This is a genomic window from Methanoculleus thermophilus (assembly GCF_001571405.1).
Classification (GTDB): Archaea; Halobacteriota; Methanomicrobia; order Methanomicrobiales; family Methanoculleaceae; genus Methanoculleus; species Methanoculleus thermophilus.
On sequence record NZ_BCNX01000007.1, the window covers coordinates 301637 to 322367 of the forward strand.

A 20731-nucleotide genomic window follows, 5' to 3' on the forward strand; every position below is an offset into this window, starting at 1 on the left:
TTGTCTCCTCAGAACAAACGGTACACCAGAGTGCTGAATATGAGGGATACAAGGTGAAAGAGGTCACCAGCAGTTACAACCCGCGTGAACTTGAGACAGAGGTCCAGGATTACTGGAAGCGGGAGAATATTTATGCACGCGTCCAGGCGCTGCGCAAGGATGGAAAAGCATTCTTTTTCGTCGACGGGCCGCCGTATACCACCGGCCACATCCACCTCGGCACCGCCTGGAACAAGATCATCAAAGACTCCATCCTCCGCTACCACCGGATGCAGGGCAGAAATATCATCGAGCGGGCCGGCTATGACATGCACGGCCTGCCTATCGAGGTGAAGGTCGAGCACCAGCTCGGGTTCACTTCAAAGAAGGACATCGAGGAATACGGCATCGCAGAATTCATCGAACAGTGTCGATCGTTCGCCCTGACGCACATGGCGATCATGAGCGAGCAGTTCCGGCGGCTCGGCATCTGGCTCGACTTCGACAACCCCTACCAGACCATTGATCCAGGATACATCGAGTCCGCATGGTGGGCGGTCAAGCGGGCCGACGAACGCGGCCTGCTCGAGCGCGGCTACCGGGTCGTGAACTGGTGCCCCCGATGCGAGACGGCGATCGCCGACTCGGAGGTTGAGTATTGGGACGAGACCGATCCTTCCATCTTCGTAAAATTCCCGATCGTCGGGCGCGAGAACGAGTACCTGGTGATCTGGACGACAACACCCTGGACCCTTCCAGCCAACGTGGCGGTAGCGGTCAACGCAGAGTTTACGTATGCGCGGGTGCGGGCAAAGAAGGACGATAAAGAAGAGATCCTCTGGATTGCCGAGAAACTCGTTGAATCGGTCCTGAAGATGGGCCGGTACCAGGACTATACAGTCCTAGAGACGGCGAGCGGGAGCGATCTTATCGGGATGGAGTACGCATCGCCGCTCGCCGGCCAGGTGCCGCATCAGGCAGAGATCCGGCACCGGGTCGTCGAGGCAGACTATGTCGCACTCGAGAACACCGGTCTCGTCCACATTGCACCGGGGCACGGGTGGGATGACTACCTGGTCGGCATCCGGGAAGGGCTTGAGATCTTCTGTCCGGTTGACGCCGGCGGATGCTTCACGCCGGCAGCCGGGACGACGTTTGAGGATATGTACGTCCGGGACGCAAACGACTTCATCATTGAGGCGCTCGGCGATTACCTCCTCGCTCGACAGACGATCACCCACCGCTACGGTCACTGCTGGCGGTGCAAGACCCCCATCATCTACCGGGCAACGGCGCAGTGGTTCGTGAAGGCCACCGAGATCCGCGACCAGATGCTTGAGGAGATCGCAAAGGTGAAGTGGTACCCGGAGTGGGCGGGAAGCGCCCGGTTCCACGACTTCGTCAAAGAGTCACGCGACTGGTGCATCTCCCGGCAGCGCTACTGGGGCATCCCCATCCCCATCTGGCACTGCGAGAAGTGTGACAGATACACCGTCGTCGGCACCATCAAGGAACTCGAGGAGTTGTCGGGGGCAAAGATTGCCGACCCCCACCGTCCCTACGTAGACACCGTCACCATCCCGTGCTCCTGCGGCGGGGTGATGCGCCGGGTGACCGATATCTTCGATGTCTGGTTCGACTCGGCGGTCGCCTCCTGGGCAACCCTTGGGTTCCCCCAGGAGCGCGAGGCCTTCGACCGCTACTGGCCGGCGGACTTCATCACCGAGGGGCAGGACCAGACCCGGGGCTGGTTTTACTCCCAGCTCGGGGCGAGCACCGTGGCGTTCGGCCGGGCCCCCTACAAGAGCGTTCTGATGCACGGGTTCGCGCTCGATGCCGAAGGGCGCAAGATGAGCAAGAGCCTCGGAAACGTCGTAACACCCGAAGAAGTGATGAACCAGTTCGGCGTTGACGTTCTGCGGCTCTACGTCCTCTGGGCGAACGCTCCCTGGGACGACCTGAAGTTCAACTGGGAGGGTGTGAAGACCATTCACCGGACGCTCAACATCCTCTGGAACGTCTACCGGTTCCCGCTCCCATATATGATCCTTGACTCGTTCCAACCTGCATCCAGAGAGGACGGCCGGTGGGACGATACCTATGTCCAAGAAAAGATCAGCGAGATGCCGCAGGAGGACCGCTGGATTCTCTCCCGGGTGAACACGCTCATCCGGACTGTGGCCGATGATATGCGCGAGTACAACCTCCACAAAGTGACGCGGGCACTCACGACCTTCATCCTCGAGGACCTCTCCCGCTGGTACGTGCAGCTCGTCCGGCCGAGGATGTGGCTTGAGGAGGACTCACCGGAGAAGAGGTATGCCTACGAGACCTCGTACTATGTCCTGCGCCGTCTGACCGCGATCCTTGCACCGTTCGTCCCCCATATCACCGAAGAGATCTACAGTAACCTCCGCCTTTCCGGGGATCCGGAGAGCGTCCATATGCTCGATTGGCCAAAGGCGGACGACCTCCTGATCGATCCGGATCTTGAAGCGGATATGGAGATCATCCGGTCGTTTGACGATGCAGTCGCCACCGCACGGCAGGCGGGAAAAAGGAAACTCCGCTGGCCGATCGATGAGGCCGTGGTGGTCACCGAGAGCAACGACGTGAAGACGGCCCTTGAGGACTTAAACGCCCTTGCCTTAAACCGGGCGAACGCCAGGAAGGTCAGGGTCGTTACCGGGAGATGGGAGCGGATCTTGTGGAAGGCAGAACCGGTTATGCGGGCTATCGGCCCGGAGTTCGGAAAAGAAGGGCCGAAGGTCAAGAGCCTGATTGAGGGTGCCGACGGCACCGCCCTGAAGACCGCGATCGATCGGGAGGGAGAGGCAAAACTCGACGGCTACACGATCTCCGCACGCCATGTCGCCTTCACCGAAGCCCTTCCGGAGGGGGTCTTTGCAGCTCCCATGAAGGACGCGACGGTCTACGTGGACATCACCCTCACGCCGGAACTCGAGGCAGAGGGCTACGCCCGCGAGGTGATCCGGCGGATCCAGGAGATGCGCCGCCAGTTGAACCTGAACGTCAACGAATTCATCGTCGCGACTGTGGAGGTCGGCGACGAGCGAGTAGCCTCCCTCCTCGGGGAAGAGGTGTGGAAGAAGGAGATTGCCGGCGAAGTGCGGGCAGCAGCCCTCACCATCCGGCATGCTGACGGGGAGAAGCCCAAAGAGGCTTTTGCCCTCGAGAAGGACTGGGATGTGGAAGGCGTGCAGATGCAGATGGGCATCTCACGCGCCGGTGAGTGACCGGATCAGGGCCCTTCCCTCCTCCGTCAAAAAGAGCGGCGTCTCGTCCGGTTCCCGGATGCAGGTCCGCGCAGCCTGCACGGTCTCCCCCGTCAGGGGGTTATACCCTTCTTTTATGCACTCATCCCGATAGAGGAGCGTCCCCCGCCGCTGCCAGGCAGGGGTTGCCGCCAGGTTGACGCCCCGCGCAAACATCATCTCATGCATGGCGTCCGACTGCATGCCCCGGAGGGCCGCGGCGGCTTCCCGGGGGGTCATTCCCTCCTCGATCAGGGCATTCTGGCAGTAAGCGTTGATATGGTTTCGCCACGCCTCGTTCTGCCTCGATATGAGGTACTCGATCGCAAACTCTCCGGCTGCAGGGATGATCCGGGCGTCGAACGCAAGCGGCTCAGTACACCCGAGCTCGATCGTGAGCGCACTTGCCGCAATCGCGGCCGTCACCGAGTCAATCTTTTCCACTCTCCCGGAGAAAGGAAGGGTCTTAAAGTAGAGGCTGATCTCGTCGGAGAAGGTGTAGGCGAAGACCGGCGCTAGACCGCTCCCGGTGAGGAGGTGGCGGCAGACCGAGCACATGCTTGCGTGGAATGCCTGATCGAACGGTTTTTTAAGATCGAGCGTACGGGTCAGGCGGTGGAAGGCCCGGCCGTCGAGTCTGACAAAAATTGGGGGGAAGATGGTGAGATTCGAGAAGATCTCACGGTTTACTATATCCATAATATACTATCGATAGAGATATCGGGCCGAGAGGGTTGTAGTTACTCTTCCTTTGCCGGCGACTTGAAGATCCCGGGGATGTGGCGGACGATGACGATATCCCCGACGCTCTTTACGATCCGGAAGGGGATCTGCAGCCCAACGTACCCCTTTACCTCACCGATCTCGGGGTTGAGTTCTCCGACTGCAAGGGAGTCAATTTTCTTCTGATCCACATCGATCACAACATCGTCGACATTCCCAACAAAGATGGCCCTATCGGTATAGACGCTCAGTCCGAACAACTCTGTGACCTGTGTTCTCATCGGTACCCTCTGAAGGTATATTACTATAAATGATAAAAAGATACTCATTTTCATGGACGCGTCGCTGCAGATCGGAAACCTTGCCGGGATCCCGGTCAAACTGCATTGGAGTTTCCTTCTGGTAATTCCGCTCTTTGCTTGGATCATCGGGAGCCAGATCGTGCTCACGACCGAGTTGATCGCTGTCCTCTTTGGTGTTCCGATCGACCTGACGCTGATTACGGCGAATTTTAACCCCTACATCCTCGGGACCGTCGTCGCACTCGGCCTCTTCTTCGGTGTCTTCATCCACGAGATGGCCCACTCGCTCATCGCAAAAGCTAAGGGGATCGAGATCCACAGCATCACCCTCCTCATCCTCGGAGGGGTCTCCCAGGTGGAAGACACGATGCCGGACCCGAAGATCGAGCTCCCCATGGCGCTTGCAGGCCCGCTCACGAGCCTTGCGGTCGGCCTTGTCAGCAGCGCTCTGGTCTACGTCTTTGATGCTCTCATCGAAGATCCGGCGGTGGCCGGTGTCCTGGTCTTCACCTTCGGGTACCTCGGGCTCCTGAATGTCCTGCTCTTCGGGTTTAACCTCCTCCCGGCGTTTCCCATGGACGGAGGGCGCGTGCTGCGGGCATGGCTCGCCCGGAGGATGCCACTTGCCCGGGCGACGCGGATCGCCGCCGATGTCGGGAAGGCGTTTGCCGTCCTCTTCGGGATTGTGGGGCTCCTGCTCCTAAACCCCATCCTGATCATCATTGCCTTCTTCATATATATCGGGGCGAACCAGGAGGCCACGTACCTGCGCTACAACATTCTGCTTCAGGACGTCACGGTTGCAGATGCGATGAGCAGCCCCGTCACCACGGTGGAGCCAACAGTACCCCTCGCACGCGTGGTGGAGATGATGTACGAGACGAAGCACCTCGGATTCCCCGTTGTTGAACGCGGCTCGCTTGTCGGGATCATCACCCTCTCCGACATCCACAAGGTCCCGCAGCTCGATCGGGAGGCGATGCAGGTGCGGGACGTCATGACCCGGAACCCGACCACCCTATCACCATCGGCACCGCTCATCGATGCACTGAGAATCATATCCGGGATGGATATCGGGAGGATCCCGGTGGTCGCGGACGATGTCCTGGTCGGGATCGTCACCCGCACGGACGTCCTGCGAGTGATGGAACTTCGGGAAGAAGGGTAGAAAACGACCGGCCAAAGGTGCGGTATACTGGAACGGCAGGAGCTTGGGATGTCCCTGGCTCCCCGAACCCTCGATTTTGTAGAGAACTACTTTCTATTGGAACGTAGTGTTATCCCATTTCACGGATTTCCATTGTTCCCGCACCTTCGGTAATCAAATACCTTACCTACCACACCGTCCATCGCCACGCACTGCCCGCCCCCTTGGGGGCGGAACGACTTTCCCGCAGGGAAAGGAGATTGAGCACCGCCAGGTGCGATTGAGGAGCGCGAAGCGCGGGCGGTGGGGGTTCTGAGGATGGGGTGCAGGTGCCCACGCAGGGGGTGCTCCTATCTTGGAATGGCGATAGATGACATTTGAGTCTTGAGAAGGTCAAGGACCTTAGAAGCGTGTTTGAACACTGTCAGGTGTGAAGAGACTGGGGGATGCTCCTTCGAAGACCTTCGACTTTTTCGCTCTCCATTCCTCGAAACCTTGCGGGTTTCTCGAGTTTTGGCCTTTCAGCCCGTCATGCCCGATGGCGAGCCCCTCAAATTACTTTGTAACCCCCACCCCGCCCGGCCTTCGGCCTCCTCACTCGCACCTGCGGTGCTCCAACTCCTGCCGCTCGCGATGCTCGCGCCAGTCGTTCCCCGCCCCCAGGGGGCGGGGGCAGTGAGTTGCGATAGGCGACGTACCTACAGGAACGGAGCTCAAGCACCGTTAGGTGCATGTGGCGATGGTTTGGAGAACCGGGGCTAGAGCACCGGATGTACGAAGCCGATGGAAATCCGTGAGTGAGATTATGCGATCTTTTAGTCAGGATTAATTCCGATCATGAGTCCAAACATCATCAGGCCAAACGCAACTCCCAAAGACAGCGGCAGTCTGCATATGAAGCCCCCGCCCTAAAACTTCATCACACCCTCGATCCCCGTCTCCCCGACGATCTTTCGGAACTCCTCGAGGCTCCGGAACGGGCGGCGGGCCGCGATGGTTGCGGCCCTCTTCTTCCCGACGCCGGGGATCCACCGGAGCGCCGAGACAGGCAGGGTGTTGATCTCCACCGGGCAGGGAAGGGCCGTCACGGACCGCATTCCCCAGTCCACCACGACGGTGTCAAGGACTGTCTTTACCGGTAGTTCGAGAGGGATCCCGACGAGAATCGGATAGGAGCCCATCTGCCGGCCGAATGAGGGTTTACCGCTGATCTCGATGACGACATCTCGAAGGATGGTCCCGACCGGAAAGACCCGGCGGAGCATCGGCTCGTCGAAGTGGGTCCGGGTCCACTCCTTGAAGGAGCGGAACCTTGCGTCGTGCTTCCCGATGGTGTGCTCGTCGTAGGCCGCCGTCCCCTCAAACGGCATCAGCTGGCGGATATTCACCCGCCGTACCATGAGCCCGGCATCAAGGACACGTTTGAGGAATCTCTCGTTCGCATCGAAGGTCGCCGGCGTCTCCCCGGCAAGACCGATGATGAAGTTCAAGCCCGGCAGAAGTTCTGGGATGCCGTCCGTCCGGCCTCCCCCGACATCGTTCACGACCTCGATCGCACGGAAGACGTCGTCCGGCATCGCTTTGAGGTTGTTTGCCGCGACCACCGTGGGATCGGCGGTCTCCATCCCGAAGGCGGCGGTGTCGCCGGGGGTGTGGCCTGCGACGATCGCCTCAAGCGCCGCCCGCGCTGCATCCTCATGCCGGGCGATGGTGCCCGGATTGATGTTGTCGATATGCAGGGTCGCAAGATCCGGAGCCATGCTCCGGATCGCGGAGAAGAGGTCTTCGAGCACCTCCGGGCGCGGGACCGGGAACTCCCCGCCTTGGCTCTGGTAGGCTAGGAGATCCGGCTGTCGGCCGAGCCTGAAGTGGCGGGCTCCGGCAGCATGGAGCGCCGCCACCTCCTCCGCGATTCCCTCGATGCTCCGGTAGCGCGGGAGGCCGTAAAAGGGTTCGGTGCAGAAGGAGCAGCCTCCGACCGTCGCCCGCGAGCATCCAATCGCGGTCTCGAGTTCGCACATAACGTAGGGGAACGCCGGATGCTGAGCGATGACCCCCGCGCCCAGGACCGACCAGGGATCGGTCAGAGAGTAATCGGCCGCACCGGCAGGCTCCCCGCCCGAGAGCCAGGCGTCCAGTGCGACCGCCGGCGAACCCGAGAGCATGACGTCGAATCCGGCAATCGCCTGCCGAACCGCCATTCTCCCGCCTCCGGACGCGTAACCGAAGGTGATCGGCCCGCCTATCGCGGTAGTCGGTTCCCGAAGCAACGTCCCGAGTTGCTGGATTTCCGTCAGAGTCGCCGGTTTCCCCCCGATGTAGGCACCGGGCACGGTCAGCCCCGCGATCATCACCACAAGATCATCCCGCCCGGATGCGGCGACGAGAGCCGGGTCGGACCGGACCTGGTCGATGGTGACGTAGCGGGGGGCGTAGCCGTGCTCGATGAGAACCCCGGCAACCTCTCTCACGTAAGGGGAGATGTAGGGGGCGACACCGAGGCAGGCAGGCTCGTCGACGTAGCCGTCGATGATGAGGGCGCTAGAGGTCATACCCGATCAGGCGGAGCAATCTTCCCGCCCAGTAAAGTTTTCCCCGCTTGAGGGGATCGACGTCCCGGTCGGCAAGATCGAACCCGATGATCCGGATCTCTGCCGCACCGAGTTCGTCGGCGGCAAAGACCGCCCGGTCGCCATCGGTGAACCCACCGAAGTTGTGGACGCCGGGTATGGGGGCCGCCTGCGTGGTGGCAACGAGCGGGCCCGGCAGACGGGGGACCCAGTGACGAAGAAGCGGGATGTTGTCGCCGTGAGCATGCACGACCATCACCGTCCCCTGCCGTGAGAGGTCGATGAAGATATCGGTTGCCCCATCCAGGTCAGTAAAGACGGCATCTGGCTGGATCCCATGCCCCACGAGCACCTCTGCGGCCGCATCGGCGGCGAGCACAGTCCCCTCGATCCTATCCAGTTCTTTTGCAAGATTAGGGGCGTTCCCGCAGACCGTCACCGATTTTCCCCGAACGAGCTTTTCAAGCACGCCAATATCGTCACGACCGCCGGCCAGTTCTGCAAGCAGCCGGGCCGCATCCTCGTCAGCCTCGCGGTCGAACCCGAAATACTCGAGGATTGCAGCGTAGTGAGGTTCCCAGTCCTCAAACCTCATTCTTCGTCCTCGTCATCCAGGCCGACAATGCTGGAGAACCGCTTGAGGATCGGGTCGATCACCAGGGCGAGCAGGCCCTCCTTCTCCTTCACCATCGAGAAATAATTGAGCGGGATCTGGGCGGCGGCCATCGTAGCGTGCCCGCCCGCCTCTCCGATAGGGCCGAAGGCCTCGGCCATCACCTTACCCAGGTGAATCCTGATATCTTTGTTTCTGGCGGAGATGATGATGTTCTGGTCGCTGATACCGTAGACCAGCGCGGTATTCACACCCTCAAGGTGGATCAGCATATCAGCCGCCTGGGGAAGCGCATCGCGGTTTCTGATGTAACCGACGTTCGAAAAGAGGTAGCCGCTCTTGATCCGCCGGTTCCTGATAGCGTTTCCGATTATATCAACAGTCTCCTGGGAGATTGTAGGGGAGGTAATCTTATCGAGGAGGTCTGAGTCGGTCAGGGGGAGGAGGAACGCTGCATAGTTGAGGTCCTGGGGCGTGACGTTCCTCTTGAAGTCCCTGGTATCCGCCCGAATGCCGTACAGGAGGGCTGTGGCGACCGTCTTGTTCACAGGAATATCGAGTTCCATCAGATACTGTGTCAGGATACTCGCCGTGGCACCGACTCCCGGTCTGATATCAACGAAGTCAGCAACGGAGGGGAGATGCTCACCGTTCTTGTGATGGTCGATGATGATGTTGACCCGGGTGGTCTTGGGGAGTTCGTTATTCACGCCGGGTCCGGACGAATCAACCAGAGCAATATAGCTGCATTCAGAAAGGATCTGGGGGGTGAGCCGCTCCATTTTGATATCAAGAAGGTTGATGAACGCTCGGTTCTCCTGGTGCCCGATATCGCCCTCGTAGACAATCCGGCAGTCGAGTTTGTTGTGGCTCGCGTGCCGCGCAATCATTGAGAGCGCCATAGCGCTCGAGATTGAGTCAGGATCGGGGTTCAAGTGGGTGACGATGCAGAGCGTCCCCTCCCAGGAAGCGAGCAGATCATAGAGCCGCAGGGCGAGCCGCGAGGAATGGAGCTTCCTGATATGGTGGATAGCTGTCCGGGCCACCACCTCCTGTGGATAGAGGACGACATCAGCACCCTCCTGCTGGAGAAGGTCAACGCTGACAGGGTCTGTGGCGCGCGCAATGACGTAGGTCGCCGGATAACGGTTCTTGAGTGTCCTGAGCGCAGCTAGATTGGCTTCCCGGTCGTTCGCGAGGATGAATGCGATCTCCGGGACCGGCAGCCGGTCTAGCAGATCGGGATCTCTGATATCTCCAACAATCGCCTCGTACTTCTGATCACGGAGATCTTCGACCCTTTTTTCGTCCTTATCGACAATGATGAGGTCCTCGTTCTCCTGCCCGAGCTCCTCCACGACGTTATAGCCGGTGCTCCCGCAGCCAAGAATGATGTACTTGATACGTTCCTTTGAAACGTTCTGAACCGCCTCAGGCATGCGTACAATGGTGTAACTTCTCATCGTATTAAGGGATTCCATCTCTGCGATTTTCGGGAGGTATCCGTAATATTTATATTCTTTCATATCCTATACTGTTAGGTCAGATGCTTGGGCCTGTAGCTTAGTTCGGCAGAGCGACGGACTCTTAATCCGTAGGCCAAGGGTTCAAATCCCTTCAGGCCCGTCGAACACTTGTCTCTTCTTATCATGTGAATTTTCCCGATCTAAAGATCACTCCAGCAAACCAGTTTCAATCTTGTAGCCGACCATTTATTCAAACGATCCCCCGACTCTCAACGTGGCGCCGGGCAATCCATTCGAGCCCAATCAGCCTCAAGACTAACCGCGGATTCTAACGCGGGCTTGATTGCTGCAAGCTTTCCGGGGTACCGGAGGCACATATATGCCAAAGATATATAATACCTGCTCCGGCGGAATAAACGGACAAATGTGATGCACACCTGACTAAAAAAGAATTCCAGAGGTGCAATCGCTGCAGGCCGCCCGGGGGCGCCGCTGGAGCATCTTCAGGCAAACCCGGGTCGTCACTGTCCAATCTTAAAGAGCATCTCCTCAAGCGTCGGGTAATGAGACTCAATCCGGTCGATCGTCGCGCCATCGGCTGCAAGCGTCGCGGTCGTCCGGTTCAACTCCTCAATAGAGTGAGCTACGGTAAGGTACCGGCCATCGGAGATGGTGTAGTCGACCGATGTGGTGAAAGTTGCCGGGTCACCGATGCGGAAGAAGACCTGATACGTGAGAGATCCGAACTTCTCCCGAAGTTCGGGCATGGTGCCCTTAGCCACCACTCTACCCCGGCGCAGGATCAACACCATATCGCAGACCTCCTCTACCTGAAAGAGGTTGTGTGCCGAGAAGATCACGGTCTTGCCCCGGTCGCGAAGACCTTTGACGTACTCGATCACCGACCGGGAGGTCATGGGATCGAGGCCGGAGGTGGGCTCATCGTAGATGAGGAGACCAGGGTCGTGCATCAGCGACCGTGCGATCGCAACCTTGCGCTTCATGCCTTTCGAGAGTTCCCCGATCTTTTTCCCGTTTGGCTCGAGCGCAAGCTCCGCGAGAAGGTCTTCGCGCCGCCTCCGGATGACCTCCTTCCTGAGGCCGTAGATCTCCCCAAAGAACGCAAGGTAGGCATCCACGGTCATCGTCTCGTAGAGCCGGGACTCCTCAGGGAGGTAGCCCAGGTTCTGCTTCAGATCGAGCGGCCTTCTTGCGACATCGATTCCGTTGATGACGAGGTTACCTGCTGTCGGGAGAATAAGGCCGGCCATGATCTTTAAGAGCGTCGTCTTTCCAGCGCCGTTGTGCCCGATCACCCCAAGTATCCGTGCATCGTCGAGATCGAAGGTGACACCGTCGAGAGCCGGGAAGTCGCCGTAATATTTGACAAGGGAGCGGGCCGTTATCATGGGACACCTCTTTTATGTCTTCGATGTCTACAAATAGTTTGTTGCAGAGAGTTATGAATCTCTGACGTCACCGGGCATTACCATGAGTCGCGCTTCTTCTATCTGGACGATCGCCGTCTGGGAGATGAACAGGTCGATGACCACGATGGGCAGGCATGTCTTACCGCTCGCGGCAGGTTTGCTCGTCCTCCTGGTACTGGTGATGGGGTTTGCCGCCTCAAGCGGCGTCCATATGCAGGACGGGATCTATCGCATCGGCATCGATGACCCCGAGGTCGCCCGGATCGTCGCCCCTGATAACCGCTTTACCCTCTACCTCGATGATGGCCCGGCCCTCTGGGAGAACCGGTTTGCATATGATATAATCATCTTAAACGGCGAGGTCTATGCCGCCGAAACAGAGAAAGGGCTGGCGGCGCTAAAGACACTGAAGCGTGATTACGATGGTTATGTCTCTCGCGTGGCCGCAGGGGAGCCCGATCTCTTTGCAGGCTACCCGCTCTGGATCGATCTGGAGTACGTGAAGAGCGAGCTTGATTTTCAGACGGTAATGAGCGGAGAGCAGGCGAGCCCCACGGCAGATACCAGAGTACCCCGCGCTACGCCCGGATCAGTCGAGGCGGTGACGCCCCCACCGTCGGCCATGCTGGTCTCCGAGGATGACCTTCGAGTACACCTCGCGGAGGCGAGGAGCGATCACCCCATGAGTCGCTACACCGGTATCCTCTCGGGCAGTTCTGCAACAGACGGGCTTCTCGTACCCTCGGAGCTCTCGCCTCCGCTCCCCTACGATGCACTCATTCTTGTCTTCGTCTTTATATTCCCGCTTTATTTCACCTCACAGTTCTTCATGATGAGCGTGATGAACGAGCGGGTGGGAAGGGCCGGGGAGGCGCTCCTCTCCACCCCGATCAGATCGAGCGCGATCGTCATCGGGAAAGCCCTCCCCTACTTCGGGCTCATGCTCATCATTGCAGGCGCAATCACCGTCTTTATCGGGGCGCCGCTCACGATCCTCCTCCCGCTCATCCCGGTCATCCTCTTCTTCCTCGCAAACGCCCTGATCATCGGGATGGCCTCCCGGAGCTTCAAGGAGCTCTCGTTCGTCTCGATATTCTTCTCGACGCTCGCCACATCGTACCTCTTCTTCCCGACGATCTTTGCAAACACCCATGTCATAAGCATCATCTCCCCCCTCACCCTGATCGTCCTCGAACTCCAAGGTGAGGGATTCACCGCCATGGAGTATGTCTACTCGACCGCGCTCTTCTTTGCAACAAGCATCATCCTCTTTTATCTCGGCACAATCAACTTCCGCGAGGAGCGGCTCTTTTCCGAGAAACCCCTCACATCACGGCTTGCGGACTTCATCTCAGGCGCGATCAACCGCGACCATCCGAACCTTGCGCTCTTCATCCTTGCCGCCTTCACAATACCGTTCGTCTTTATGGCGCAGATGATGACGCTCGTCCTCTTCTTCAACATCCCGATGCCGCTCTCCCTCGTCCTCCTGACCGTCTCTGCGGCATTCATCGAGGAGTTTGCGAAGTCGATCGGGATCTACGCCGTAGCACGTGAACGTCCAACGTTCCTGACGCCAAAGAACCTGATCTTCGGGGCGGTCGCCATCGGTCTCGGGTTCCTTGTCGGGGAAAAACTCCTCCTCTTTGCCACGCTCGCCCAGATCACGGAGTCGATCTTCGGAAGCGTCCTCTTCCTCTCTCTCCAGGTGCTCTGGATGCCGCTCCTTCTCCATATCACCGGGGTGCTGATCACCGGCGGCTTCCTTCTGCTCGGGGGACGCCACGCCTATGTACCCGGCCTCATCGCGGCGAGCGTGGTGCACAGCCTCTACAACCTCTACTTCCTCACGGGGGGACTGCTGTGAACGGCCGTCATATCGGGATCATTGCAAAGAAAGAGTTCCTCGGACTCTCATCGGAGAAGACGATTCTTTTTGCCGTCCTCCTGCAGGTCTTTATCGCGATGTTCTCCTCGTTCCTGATGGTGGGGCTCACCGCCATGTACGACCCCGAGGCGATCGAGAGTTACTCCGCGACCACCTACGGTGTCGGCTACACCGGGGCAGATTCACCACTCATCGATGAGTTCGCAAAAAGGGACGACCTCGTGCTTTACCGGATGGATCTCCAAACAGCGATCGACGCGCTCAGCGATCGCCAGATCGCAGCGGTGGTTCATGTCCCGGATACACCGCCGGATGCAGAGGGGCCGATCACGATCACGCTCTACCTCATCCAGAACGACCTGCAATCGAGCATCATCAACGTGAAGTTAAAAGAGGTCCTCCAGAGTTACGAAAGGGAACTCCGGGAGGTTCGGGCCGACCGGATGGTCTCCTACCCCATCGGGCTGAACTTCCCTAAGGCCAGTGGCGGTGAGAGTTTCTTTGAATTCGTTTACGGCCTCCTCATTCCCCTGCTCGTCCTCCTCCCGGCGATCGTCTCGGCGGCGTTGATCATCGATCTCATCACCGAGGAGTACCAGCGCCAGACACTTGAGACACTCATCTCGACGCCGATCACGTACACGGAGATGATCTGGGGGAAGATTGCCACCTGCGCAGTCCTGGTTCCGGTCCAGGCAGGAGCCTGGCTCCTTCTTCTCGGGTTAAACGGCATCGCGGTCGGAAACATAGCCGCAATCCTCCTCCACGCTTCAGTGGGCGGTCTCTTCCTCATCCTTCTTGCGGCAATCGTTGCGCTTCACTACCGTGAGAGAACCAGCGCCCAGTTCGTCTTCTCGACGGCCCTCGTCGTGGTCTTCCTCTTCGTTATGGCCGTCCCCTACAACCCCTTAAACCTCATAGTGCGACTCGCGGTGGATACCGCCGGCCCGATCCACTGGCTGATCCTCGCCCTGACCGCAGGTGCAACGGTGCTCCTCGGCTGGGCTGCAACAGCCTATGCCCAGAAGATCGGGGAATCCGGCCAGAAAGAACGATGAGATGAGAGAATTAGAGAACGTCGCATTCCGTCCCGGTGAATCCGACACGACCCGGGGTAGAGATGCCCCCACCCGAGATCATTTTTGATAAGTTATATATTGTGAATTATACAATTCCGGCCATCGATGACCAACCTCCGCTACCTCAACACAACCTGTGCAGTCTGCGGCGACCCCTGCCGGTTCACCATCCCCGAGGCCGCCGGCAGTGTCGGGTCGCGGGACCTCGATACCCGTCCGGCCGAACCTCTGCGCTCCACAATCTATGCATGGGTGAAACGTTGCCCATCCTGCGGTTACTGTGCCCCGGATCCGGGGAAGGCCCCAGAGGGGGTGGCCGACGTGGTGAAACTACCCCGCTACCGCTGGCAGCTCGACTCCCGCAGGTTCCCGAGACTTGCAAACACCTTCCTCTGCTGGTCGATCATTCAGGAGGAACTCGGTGCTCCGGCCCAGGCCGCGTGGGCATCCCTCCATGCCGCCTGGATCTGCGATGATGAAGGTGATGACGTCCCCGCCCGAATCTGCCGAATACGCGCCGCCGATCTCCTGCGGCGGGCGTGGGAACAGGGGGATCGGCTGACCACCCAGGCAGGAGGCGATGAGGCGATCTTGGTAGATCTTCTCCGCAGGGCAGGAAGGTTCCGGGAGGCACGTGCCCTGGTGCGGGAGACGCTGGAGCAGAACCCGCCGCCCCTCATTGCAGAGATCATGCGGCTCCAGGCCCGGTTGATCGACGCGAAAGACCGCAACACCCATACCGTGGCTGAGGCCCGACGCTACAAGATGCCGACGACGCTCTGACTGGGCTTTGCGGAGCCTCACCATTTGTATACTGCCCTGCAGATACTGTATAATCATGGATATCACGATCTTCTCCCCCGGCATCTACACCTACGGCGCCATGCTGATCGGCGGCGTTCTGCGCGATGCGGGACACGAGGTCACGCTCACCCGGACGCCCGAGGTTCCGGAAGGCTCACTCCTGCTTGCGAGCCTCTTCTCGACCCAGCACCTTCTCGACCCCAAAATCAGGTCGCTTGTCCGGAGACACCGCGAGCGGGGGGGCACGGTCTACGTCGGGGGACCGGTCTCGGCCGTACCGGAGATCGTGCTTCGGGAGCTCGCTCCCGATGCGGTGGTCGTCGGCGAGGGCGAGGAGACCGTGGTCCGCCTCGCCGAGGAGGGCGCCTCGGAGACCCTCCCCGGTATCGCCTACCTTGACGGCGACCAGGCCGTCGTGACGGCCCCCGCCCCACCGGCGCCGATCGATCGGCCGCTCCCCCTGATCCCGGAGGATATCGGCAGCCAGAGCATCCGGGGCGCGAGCGCGTACATCGAGACCCACCGGGGATGCATCGGGGGATGCACCTTCTGCCAGGTGCCCCGGTTCTTCGGGAGAGAAGTCAGGAGCAGGCCGCTTGAGAGCATCATCGAGGAGGTGAAGGCATTCCGTGCAGCCGGGGCCAAGCGGCTCTCGATCTCGGGGGGGACCGGGTCGCTCTACGGCTCCCACGGTTGCGAGATGAATCCCGGGGCCTTCATCGCCCTTCTCCGCGGGATGGCGGAAGTGATGGGGCCAAAGAATGTATCCGCCCCGGACATCCGCGTCGACTGCATCACCGACGAGATCCTGGACGCCATCCGGCAATATACCATCGGGTGGGTCTTTTTTGGGATCGAGTCGGGGAGCAACCGGGTGCTCCGACAGATGGGCAAGGGCGCGACCGTCCGCGAGGTCGAGGAGGCGGTGGAACGGTGCCGGGAGCATGGTCTTCACGTTGCAGGAAGTTTCATCGTCGGCTACCCGGGCGAGACGGAACGGGACTACGAGGCGACAAAAGACCTGGTTGCCGCGCTCTCACTCGACGATGTCTTCATAAGCAGCGCCGAGCCAATTCCCGGGACGCCGCTCGCCGATCTGGTGATCAGGACGCCTCGCGATAAAAACCCGGCTTTTATGCCGCATACCGGGGAGTACCGGGCCCTGCATCTTACGGAGAGCGAAGCGCGGTGCTTTGACCTGATGATGCATGCCGATATGTATCGGCCGCAGATTCGGCTTGTGACTGACGAGGTCTACGCCGCGTACTTAGCCGAGGCAAAGAAACAGGGAGAAGACATCCGGGCGGCAACCGAGCTGATCCTCCGCTACGCCCAAAGATGAGTTCGGGACCGGAGATCCCTCTTCTCATTAATTCCTGATCACGACAGATTCTCCCGAACGGGAAACCCTTAAGTATCCTCGATCCTCTACTCCCCCTGCCTTGAAGGGATACCCCTTCGCAGGTAAACGAGTTAGAGGGAGATACGATGGCTGGACGACAGACTGGGCCGGCGCTGGAGATGGAGACCCGGCCAAGATTGGGAGAGACGGTAGACCTGATGCGGGCACATGAGATCAGGGATATCAGGGTTCAGAACCCGGAGGGAGAGAGGCTCGGCGACCTTACCGATATCGCGATCGACCGCGAGAGTGGCTGTATCAGATACGCGGTGCTCGCCTACGGCGGGATCCTCGGGTTTGGTGAGAAACATTTTGCCATTCCCTGGGAAGCAGTTCGAACCCGCCCGGGAGAGAGGGTTGCTGTTGTGGATACCGATAAGCAGAGGCTTGATAGTGCATCAGGGTTTTCCCGGGAGAGTATGCCCGCCGAAGGTGACTGGAGCCTGATCAGGACACCACCACCGGTTCGCGGCGGGGTAGTGGAACCCTCACGCCCGGTAACAGAACGCCCACCCTCGGCGGAGATGGGAGCGGCGGCACCGAAGGCGGAACCCATGCCCCCGGAAAGAGACGTCCCGATGCCACCGCCCGTCCAGACGGTCGCGGGCGGTTGGGGCGGAGTCCCGACGACCCCGCGCACCGAGGAGCGGCCGACCCGGAGAGAGACCGTCGTCGAGGAGGTCAGGAGAGAACGTCCGGCAGAAGCGGAGACCCGTCCGGTGATGGGGGCCGAACGCCCCATTACGACCCCGGGACCGGCTCCCGGGCACATCTCCGCGGCCGACCTGCAGACCTACCTCAAGGGCATGGATTACCCCGCGGGCAGAGAGGATCTCGTCGCCCATGCGCAGAGGAACAACGCACCGGAGAGCGTGATCACGATACTTCAGGGCTTCAGCGACCGGACCTACCGGTCAGCCGCCGAGGTGAGCGAGGAGTTCGGCAGAGAGACCCGCGGCGAACGGCCGGGAGCGCCGGAGACCGTCACCCGGGGGGAGCCCGAGGTCCGAAAGACCGTGCCGCACCGGGAACGCATCTCCGCATCCGACCTGCAGACCTACCTCAAGGGCACGGATTATCCGGCGGGAAGGGAGGATCTTGTCGCCCACGCGCAGAGGAACAACGCACCGGAGAGCGTGATTGCGGCAATCCAGCAGTTCAGTGACCGAACCTATCAGTCGGCTGCCGACGTAAGCGTCGAGTTCGGCAGGGAGACCCACGGCGAGCGGCCAGAAGCATTGGAGACCAGAGCAAGAGAAACCCGGACTGAGACGGTTACCCGGGAGACTGTGCCGCACCGTGAACGCATCTCCGCGGCCGACCTGCAGACCTACCTCAAGGGCATGGATTATCCGGCAGGTAGAGAGGATCTCATCACCCACGCGCAGAGGAATAACGCGCCGGAGAGCGTGATTGCGGCGATCCGGCAGTTCAGCGACCGAACCTACCGGTCAGCCGCCGAAGTGAGCGAGGAGTTCGGCAAAGTCAGGTGACGGAAGGGATCACCTGAATCTGGCAGATGAGGGGCAACCATCCCTTCATCGACCCCCGCACACCCTTTTTCATCACGGAGAATTCCCTCCCGGGATTTGAGGAAATTTTTAATAATCTCAACGTGCATCGTCCGCTCTGCGCGAAGGCGGAGATCACCTTCGAAAGCATATGAGGGAGATGGTGGTTTTTATGGTTGAAACGATTCTGGAGCAGCAGACGCGCAGGACAGAGAGGCAGGAATACTTCTCGTCCGAGGATATTGTGGGGAAGCGGGTGAAGAACCCGGATGGCTATGACCTCGGTGAGATCTCAAGCCTCCGGGTCGGCCTACCCACGGGAAAAGTGGCATACGCGGTACTCAGGAGTGGAGGCATGTTCGGTCTCGGCTCGAAGTTCTTTGCAATCCCCATCGAGGCCATGATCTACCGGCCGGGAGACGACGTCTTTGTGGTGAATATCAGCAAGTATAAGCTCGAGAACGATCCCGGGTTCGTCGAGGGTGATTGGCCCAGGGAGCCGAACTGGAACCTGATTGAGTCGACCCGCCCGATGGGGCCCCCGAGCCAGGAAGAGGCGCGGGCCGTGACCCGGGTGGAACCCCCTCCCCGGGAGGTCGTCACGACAGAGCGGGTGGAGGTGCGGGAGAAGGCCGGGCGAACGGGAATCCCGATAACAGCCGAGGAGGTCGAGGGGAGAGGCACAACGGCGACGCAGTCCGTGATGGAAACCCGGCCTGAGGAGGTCGTCACGACGGAGCTGAGAGAGACACGAGAGAGAGTAACCGAGGAGACCCGTCCGGTGACGGGAGTCGAACGCCCCACAACAACCCCGGGACCGGCTCCCGGGCACATCTCCGCATCCGACCTGCAGACCTACCTCAAGGGCATGGATTATCCAGCGGGCAGAGAGGATCTCGTCGCCCATGCGCAGAGGAACAACGCTCCGGAGAGCGTGATCACAATACTTCAGGGCTTCAGCAACCGGACCTACCGGTCAGCCGCCGAAGTGAGCGAGGAGTTCGGCAGAGAGACCCGCGGCGAACGGCCGGGAGCGCCGGAGACCGTCACCCGGGGGGAGCCCGAGGTCCGAAAGACCGTGCCGCACCGGGAACGCATCTCCGCATCCGACCTGCAGACCTACCTCAAAGGCATGGATTATCCAGCAAGGAAAGAGGATCTCATCGTCCATGCGCAGAGGAATAACGCTCCGGAGAGCGTGATTGCGGCGATCCGGCAGTTCAGCGACCGGACCTACCAATCCGCCGCCGATGTGAGCGAAGAGTTTGGAAAGATAGCATAACCACCGGTACCTCGATCTCCGGGGATCCAGGCTCGTTTCCACCTAGAGGGCAAGCCGCATCTGCACCGAATCCCGCCCGCCGAACGTTAGATAGCATCCGGCAGCCTTTCCCGGAACCCCGGCCCGCGCCGCAAGGTCAGCAGGGCCGGTAAACGGCTTTTCTTTGCGCAGCAGGAGGATTCTGTCGGCTCTCTTCGGCCCGATGCCTGGTACCCGGAGGAGGTCGCGGCGTGAGGCCAGGTTGACGTTCACCGGACTGCTGCCGTCTGCGAGGACCTCCTTTGGATCACGGTTCGGGAGATAGTCCCCGTCATCAAGGACCGTCCGGAGTTCATCGGGCGTAACCCCATACTCCCGGAGCAGGGAGTCTGCCTGGTACCACCGTCTTGCCCGCCATACGGGGGTATTGGGGCGTGAGGCGAGGGGGGTTCCCGGCAGGGCATGGAACGCCGAGAAGTAGACACGGGAGGGGCGGACCCGCCGATACTGGTCGGCGAGACATGAGAGGATCTCGGCATCGGTCTCACCCGCCGCCCCAAGAACGATCTGGGTGGTATGCCCGCCGGGCTTCTCCTCAGCGATCCAGGCCTGACGTTTCAGGATATCCTGCCTGTAATCCTTCACCCCGGCGATGCACCCGAGTCGGTCGGCGGACGTCGCCTCCAGGTTGATGCTGATCCGGTCCGCCACACGGGCAGCGTCGTGAATGTCCGCCCGGGTGGCGCCGGGGAGGATCTTCAGGTGAAGATAGCCGTCATAGCCCTGCCGCCGCAGGATCTCCCCCGTCTCCACGATCTCGTGCATCACAGAATCGACGTCTCCGGCGATACCGGAACTTAAGAAAAGCCCGCCCACGAGCCCCTCCTGCCAGAGCCCGAGGAAGGTCCTGGCAAGTTCTTCAGGGGTGAACCGGAGCTGCTCTCGCTGCAGGCGGACTGCACAGTAAGCGCAGTCGTAAGCGCAGGTGCCGTGAAGCAACACTTTGAGCATCCGCCCGCATCCGCCAGCCCGCCGGTTGTAGTTGATGACAGGTGCAGCAGAAAGAAGCCTGATCCCCTCCCCGGGACTGCAGAGGTCGAATCGGCCCGCCGCGGTGAGACGGGTAAGTTTCTGCTCCAGTGTCGACATGCAGAAGCATCGGTTCGCAGAATTAAGAGCTTGCCGCGCGGGGTGTGAAAGTGTCGATGAACATCAGGTATGATACGACCGCCAGCGTGGGCGCAGTCCCCCCGCAGGGCTGATACAGTGAGGAATATCCTG

Annotated in this window: 15 protein-coding genes and 1 tRNA gene; 9 read left to right on the plus strand and 7 right to left on the minus strand. The window is 60.3% G+C overall.

Annotated elements, in window-relative coordinates:
* The first annotated feature begins 53 nt into the window (after positions 1 to 53).
* Entirely contained in the window at positions 54 to 3236 is a 3183-nt protein-coding gene (gene ileS / locus MCUTH_RS07455) for an isoleucine--tRNA ligase (protein WP_066957639.1), read from the plus strand.
* Here the strand turns inward: ileS and MCUTH_RS07460 are convergent.
* Together MCUTH_RS07460 and MCUTH_RS07465 are read right to left on the minus strand one after the other, a co-directional pair.
* Positions 3219 to 3953 carry a tRNA(His) guanylyltransferase Thg1 family protein gene (locus MCUTH_RS07460; RefSeq protein WP_066957640.1) on the minus strand — a complete coding sequence of 245 codons (735 nt, stop codon included), beginning with the start codon at positions 3951 to 3953 and terminating at the stop codon, positions 3219 to 3221. The genes ileS and MCUTH_RS07460 overlap by 18 nt on opposite strands.
* Before the next feature lie 41 nt (positions 3954 to 3994).
* Positions 3995 to 4258, minus strand: coding sequence for a PRC-barrel domain-containing protein (locus MCUTH_RS07465; protein ID WP_066957642.1), 264 nt, complete (start codon positions 4256 to 4258; stop codon positions 3995 to 3997).
* Positions 4259 to 4310: 52 nt separating this feature from the next.
* On the opposite strand from MCUTH_RS07465, the gene MCUTH_RS07470 reads away from it, so the two are divergent.
* A complete protein-coding gene (locus tag MCUTH_RS07470) occupies positions 4311 to 5447 on the plus strand; it encodes a CBS domain-containing protein (protein WP_066957644.1) in 1137 nt (378 codons plus the stop codon).
* Between the two features lie 887 nt (positions 5448 to 6334).
* Here MCUTH_RS07470 and MCUTH_RS07475 read toward each other — a convergent pair.
* Genes MCUTH_RS07475 through MCUTH_RS07485 form a run of 3 tightly spaced genes read right to left on the minus strand, consistent with a single transcriptional unit; the run spans position 6335 to position 10090 of the window.
* Positions 6335 to 7978 (minus strand): radical SAM protein, encoded by a 1644-nt coding sequence (locus tag MCUTH_RS07475; protein ID WP_066957646.1) that lies wholly within the window; start codon positions 7976 to 7978, stop codon positions 6335 to 6337.
* Positions 7968 to 8591, minus strand: coding sequence for a 6-hydroxymethylpterin diphosphokinase MptE-like protein (locus MCUTH_RS07480; protein WP_066957648.1), 624 nt, complete (start codon positions 8589 to 8591; stop codon positions 7968 to 7970). Before MCUTH_RS07480 ends, MCUTH_RS07475 begins: the two co-directional genes overlap by 11 nt.
* The gene (locus tag MCUTH_RS07485) at positions 8588 to 10090 is read right to left on the minus strand and encodes a DHH family phosphoesterase (RefSeq protein ID WP_083524820.1); all 1503 of its coding nucleotides are present in this window, start codon (positions 10088 to 10090) and stop codon (positions 8588 to 8590) included. The genes MCUTH_RS07480 and MCUTH_RS07485 overlap by 4 nt, the downstream gene beginning before the upstream one ends.
* 71 nt (positions 10091 to 10161) lie before the next feature.
* Here MCUTH_RS07485 and MCUTH_RS07490 point away from each other — a divergent pair.
* A tRNA-Lys gene (locus tag MCUTH_RS07490) sits at positions 10162 to 10235 on the plus strand.
* A 361-nt stretch (positions 10236 to 10596) separates the two neighbouring features.
* Here the strand turns inward: MCUTH_RS07490 and MCUTH_RS07495 are convergent.
* The gene (locus tag MCUTH_RS07495) at positions 10597 to 11484 is read right to left on the minus strand and encodes an ABC transporter ATP-binding protein (RefSeq protein WP_066957649.1); all 888 of its coding nucleotides are present in this window, start codon (positions 11482 to 11484) and stop codon (positions 10597 to 10599) included.
* An 82-nt stretch (positions 11485 to 11566) separates the two neighbouring features.
* Here MCUTH_RS07495 and MCUTH_RS07500 point away from each other — a divergent pair, with 82 nt between their 5' ends.
* The 6 genes from MCUTH_RS07500 to MCUTH_RS11890 all read left to right on the plus strand — a co-directional run bounded on the left by MCUTH_RS07500 (position 11567) and on the right by MCUTH_RS11890 (position 19471).
* Positions 11567 to 13372: an ABC transporter gene (locus tag MCUTH_RS07500; RefSeq protein WP_066957651.1), complete on the plus strand. Its 1806-nt coding sequence runs from the start codon at positions 11567 to 11569 to the stop codon at positions 13370 to 13372.
* Positions 13369 to 14451 carry an ABC transporter permease gene (locus MCUTH_RS07505; protein ID WP_066957653.1) on the plus strand — a complete coding sequence of 361 codons (1083 nt, stop codon included), beginning with the start codon at positions 13369 to 13371 and terminating at the stop codon, positions 14449 to 14451. Before MCUTH_RS07500 ends, MCUTH_RS07505 begins: the two co-directional genes overlap by 4 nt.
* A gap of 126 nt (positions 14452 to 14577) precedes the next feature.
* Positions 14578 to 15255 carry a hypothetical protein gene (locus tag MCUTH_RS07510; protein ID WP_066957656.1) on the plus strand — a complete coding sequence of 226 codons (678 nt, stop codon included), beginning with the start codon at positions 14578 to 14580 and terminating at the stop codon, positions 15253 to 15255.
* A 55-nt stretch (positions 15256 to 15310) separates the two neighbouring features.
* Positions 15311 to 16618: a methyl-coenzyme M reductase glutamine C-methyltransferase gene (locus MCUTH_RS07515; protein ID WP_066957658.1), complete on the plus strand. Its 1308-nt coding sequence runs from the start codon at positions 15311 to 15313 to the stop codon at positions 16616 to 16618.
* A 146-nt stretch (positions 16619 to 16764) separates the two neighbouring features.
* Positions 16765 to 18171, plus strand: coding sequence for a DUF2795 domain-containing protein (locus tag MCUTH_RS11885; RefSeq protein ID WP_083524815.1), 1407 nt, complete (start codon positions 16765 to 16767; stop codon positions 18169 to 18171).
* Positions 18172 to 18361: 190 nt separating this feature from the next.
* A complete protein-coding gene (locus tag MCUTH_RS11890; RefSeq protein ID WP_224732763.1) occupies positions 18362 to 19471 on the plus strand; it encodes a DUF2795 domain-containing protein in 1110 nt (369 codons plus the stop codon).
* A 42-nt stretch (positions 19472 to 19513) separates the two neighbouring features.
* Here the strand turns inward: MCUTH_RS11890 and MCUTH_RS07530 are convergent, their stop codons facing one another.
* Entirely contained in the window at positions 19514 to 20599 is a 1086-nt protein-coding gene (locus tag MCUTH_RS07530) for a helix-hairpin-helix domain-containing protein (protein ID WP_066957663.1), read from the minus strand.
* Between the last annotated feature and the right edge of the window lie 132 nt (positions 20600 to 20731).

Bases quoted from the DNA above. Each gene is read 5' to 3' on its own strand.
- MCUTH_RS07460 (WP_066957640.1), bottom strand. From the start codon at position 3,953: ATGGATATAGTAAACCGTGAGATCTTCTCGAATCTCACCATCTTCCCC.
- MCUTH_RS07480 (WP_066957648.1), bottom strand. From the start codon at position 8,591: ATGAGGTTTGAGGACTGGGAACCTCACTACGCTGCAATCCTCGAGTAT.
- MCUTH_RS07470 (WP_066957644.1), top strand. From the start codon at position 4,311: ATGGACGCGTCGCTGCAGATCGGAAACCTTGCCGGGATCCCGGTCAAA.
- MCUTH_RS11890 (WP_224732763.1), top strand. From the start codon at position 18,362: ATGGTTGAAACGATTCTGGAGCAGCAGACGCGCAGGACAGAGAGGCAG.
- MCUTH_RS07515 (WP_066957658.1), top strand. From the start codon at position 15,311: ATGGATATCACGATCTTCTCCCCCGGCATCTACACCTACGGCGCCATG.
- MCUTH_RS07500 (WP_066957651.1), top strand. From the start codon at position 11,567: ATGAGTCGCGCTTCTTCTATCTGGACGATCGCCGTCTGGGAGATGAAC.
- MCUTH_RS11885 (WP_083524815.1), top strand. From the start codon at position 16,765: ATGGCTGGACGACAGACTGGGCCGGCGCTGGAGATGGAGACCCGGCCA.
- MCUTH_RS07465 (WP_066957642.1), bottom strand. From the start codon at position 4,258: ATGAGAACACAGGTCACAGAGTTGTTCGGACTGAGCGTCTATACCGAT.
- MCUTH_RS07510 (WP_066957656.1), top strand. From the start codon at position 14,578: ATGACCAACCTCCGCTACCTCAACACAACCTGTGCAGTCTGCGGCGAC.
- MCUTH_RS07485 (WP_083524820.1), bottom strand. From the start codon at position 10,090: ATGGAATCCCTTAATACGATGAGAAGTTACACCATTGTACGCATGCCT.
- MCUTH_RS07495 (WP_066957649.1), bottom strand. From the start codon at position 11,484: ATGATAACGGCCCGCTCCCTTGTCAAATATTACGGCGACTTCCCGGCT.
- MCUTH_RS07530 (WP_066957663.1), bottom strand. From the start codon at position 20,599: ATGTCGACACTGGAGCAGAAACTTACCCGTCTCACCGCGGCGGGCCGA.
- MCUTH_RS07475 (WP_066957646.1), bottom strand. From the start codon at position 7,978: ATGACCTCTAGCGCCCTCATCATCGACGGCTACGTCGACGAGCCTGCC.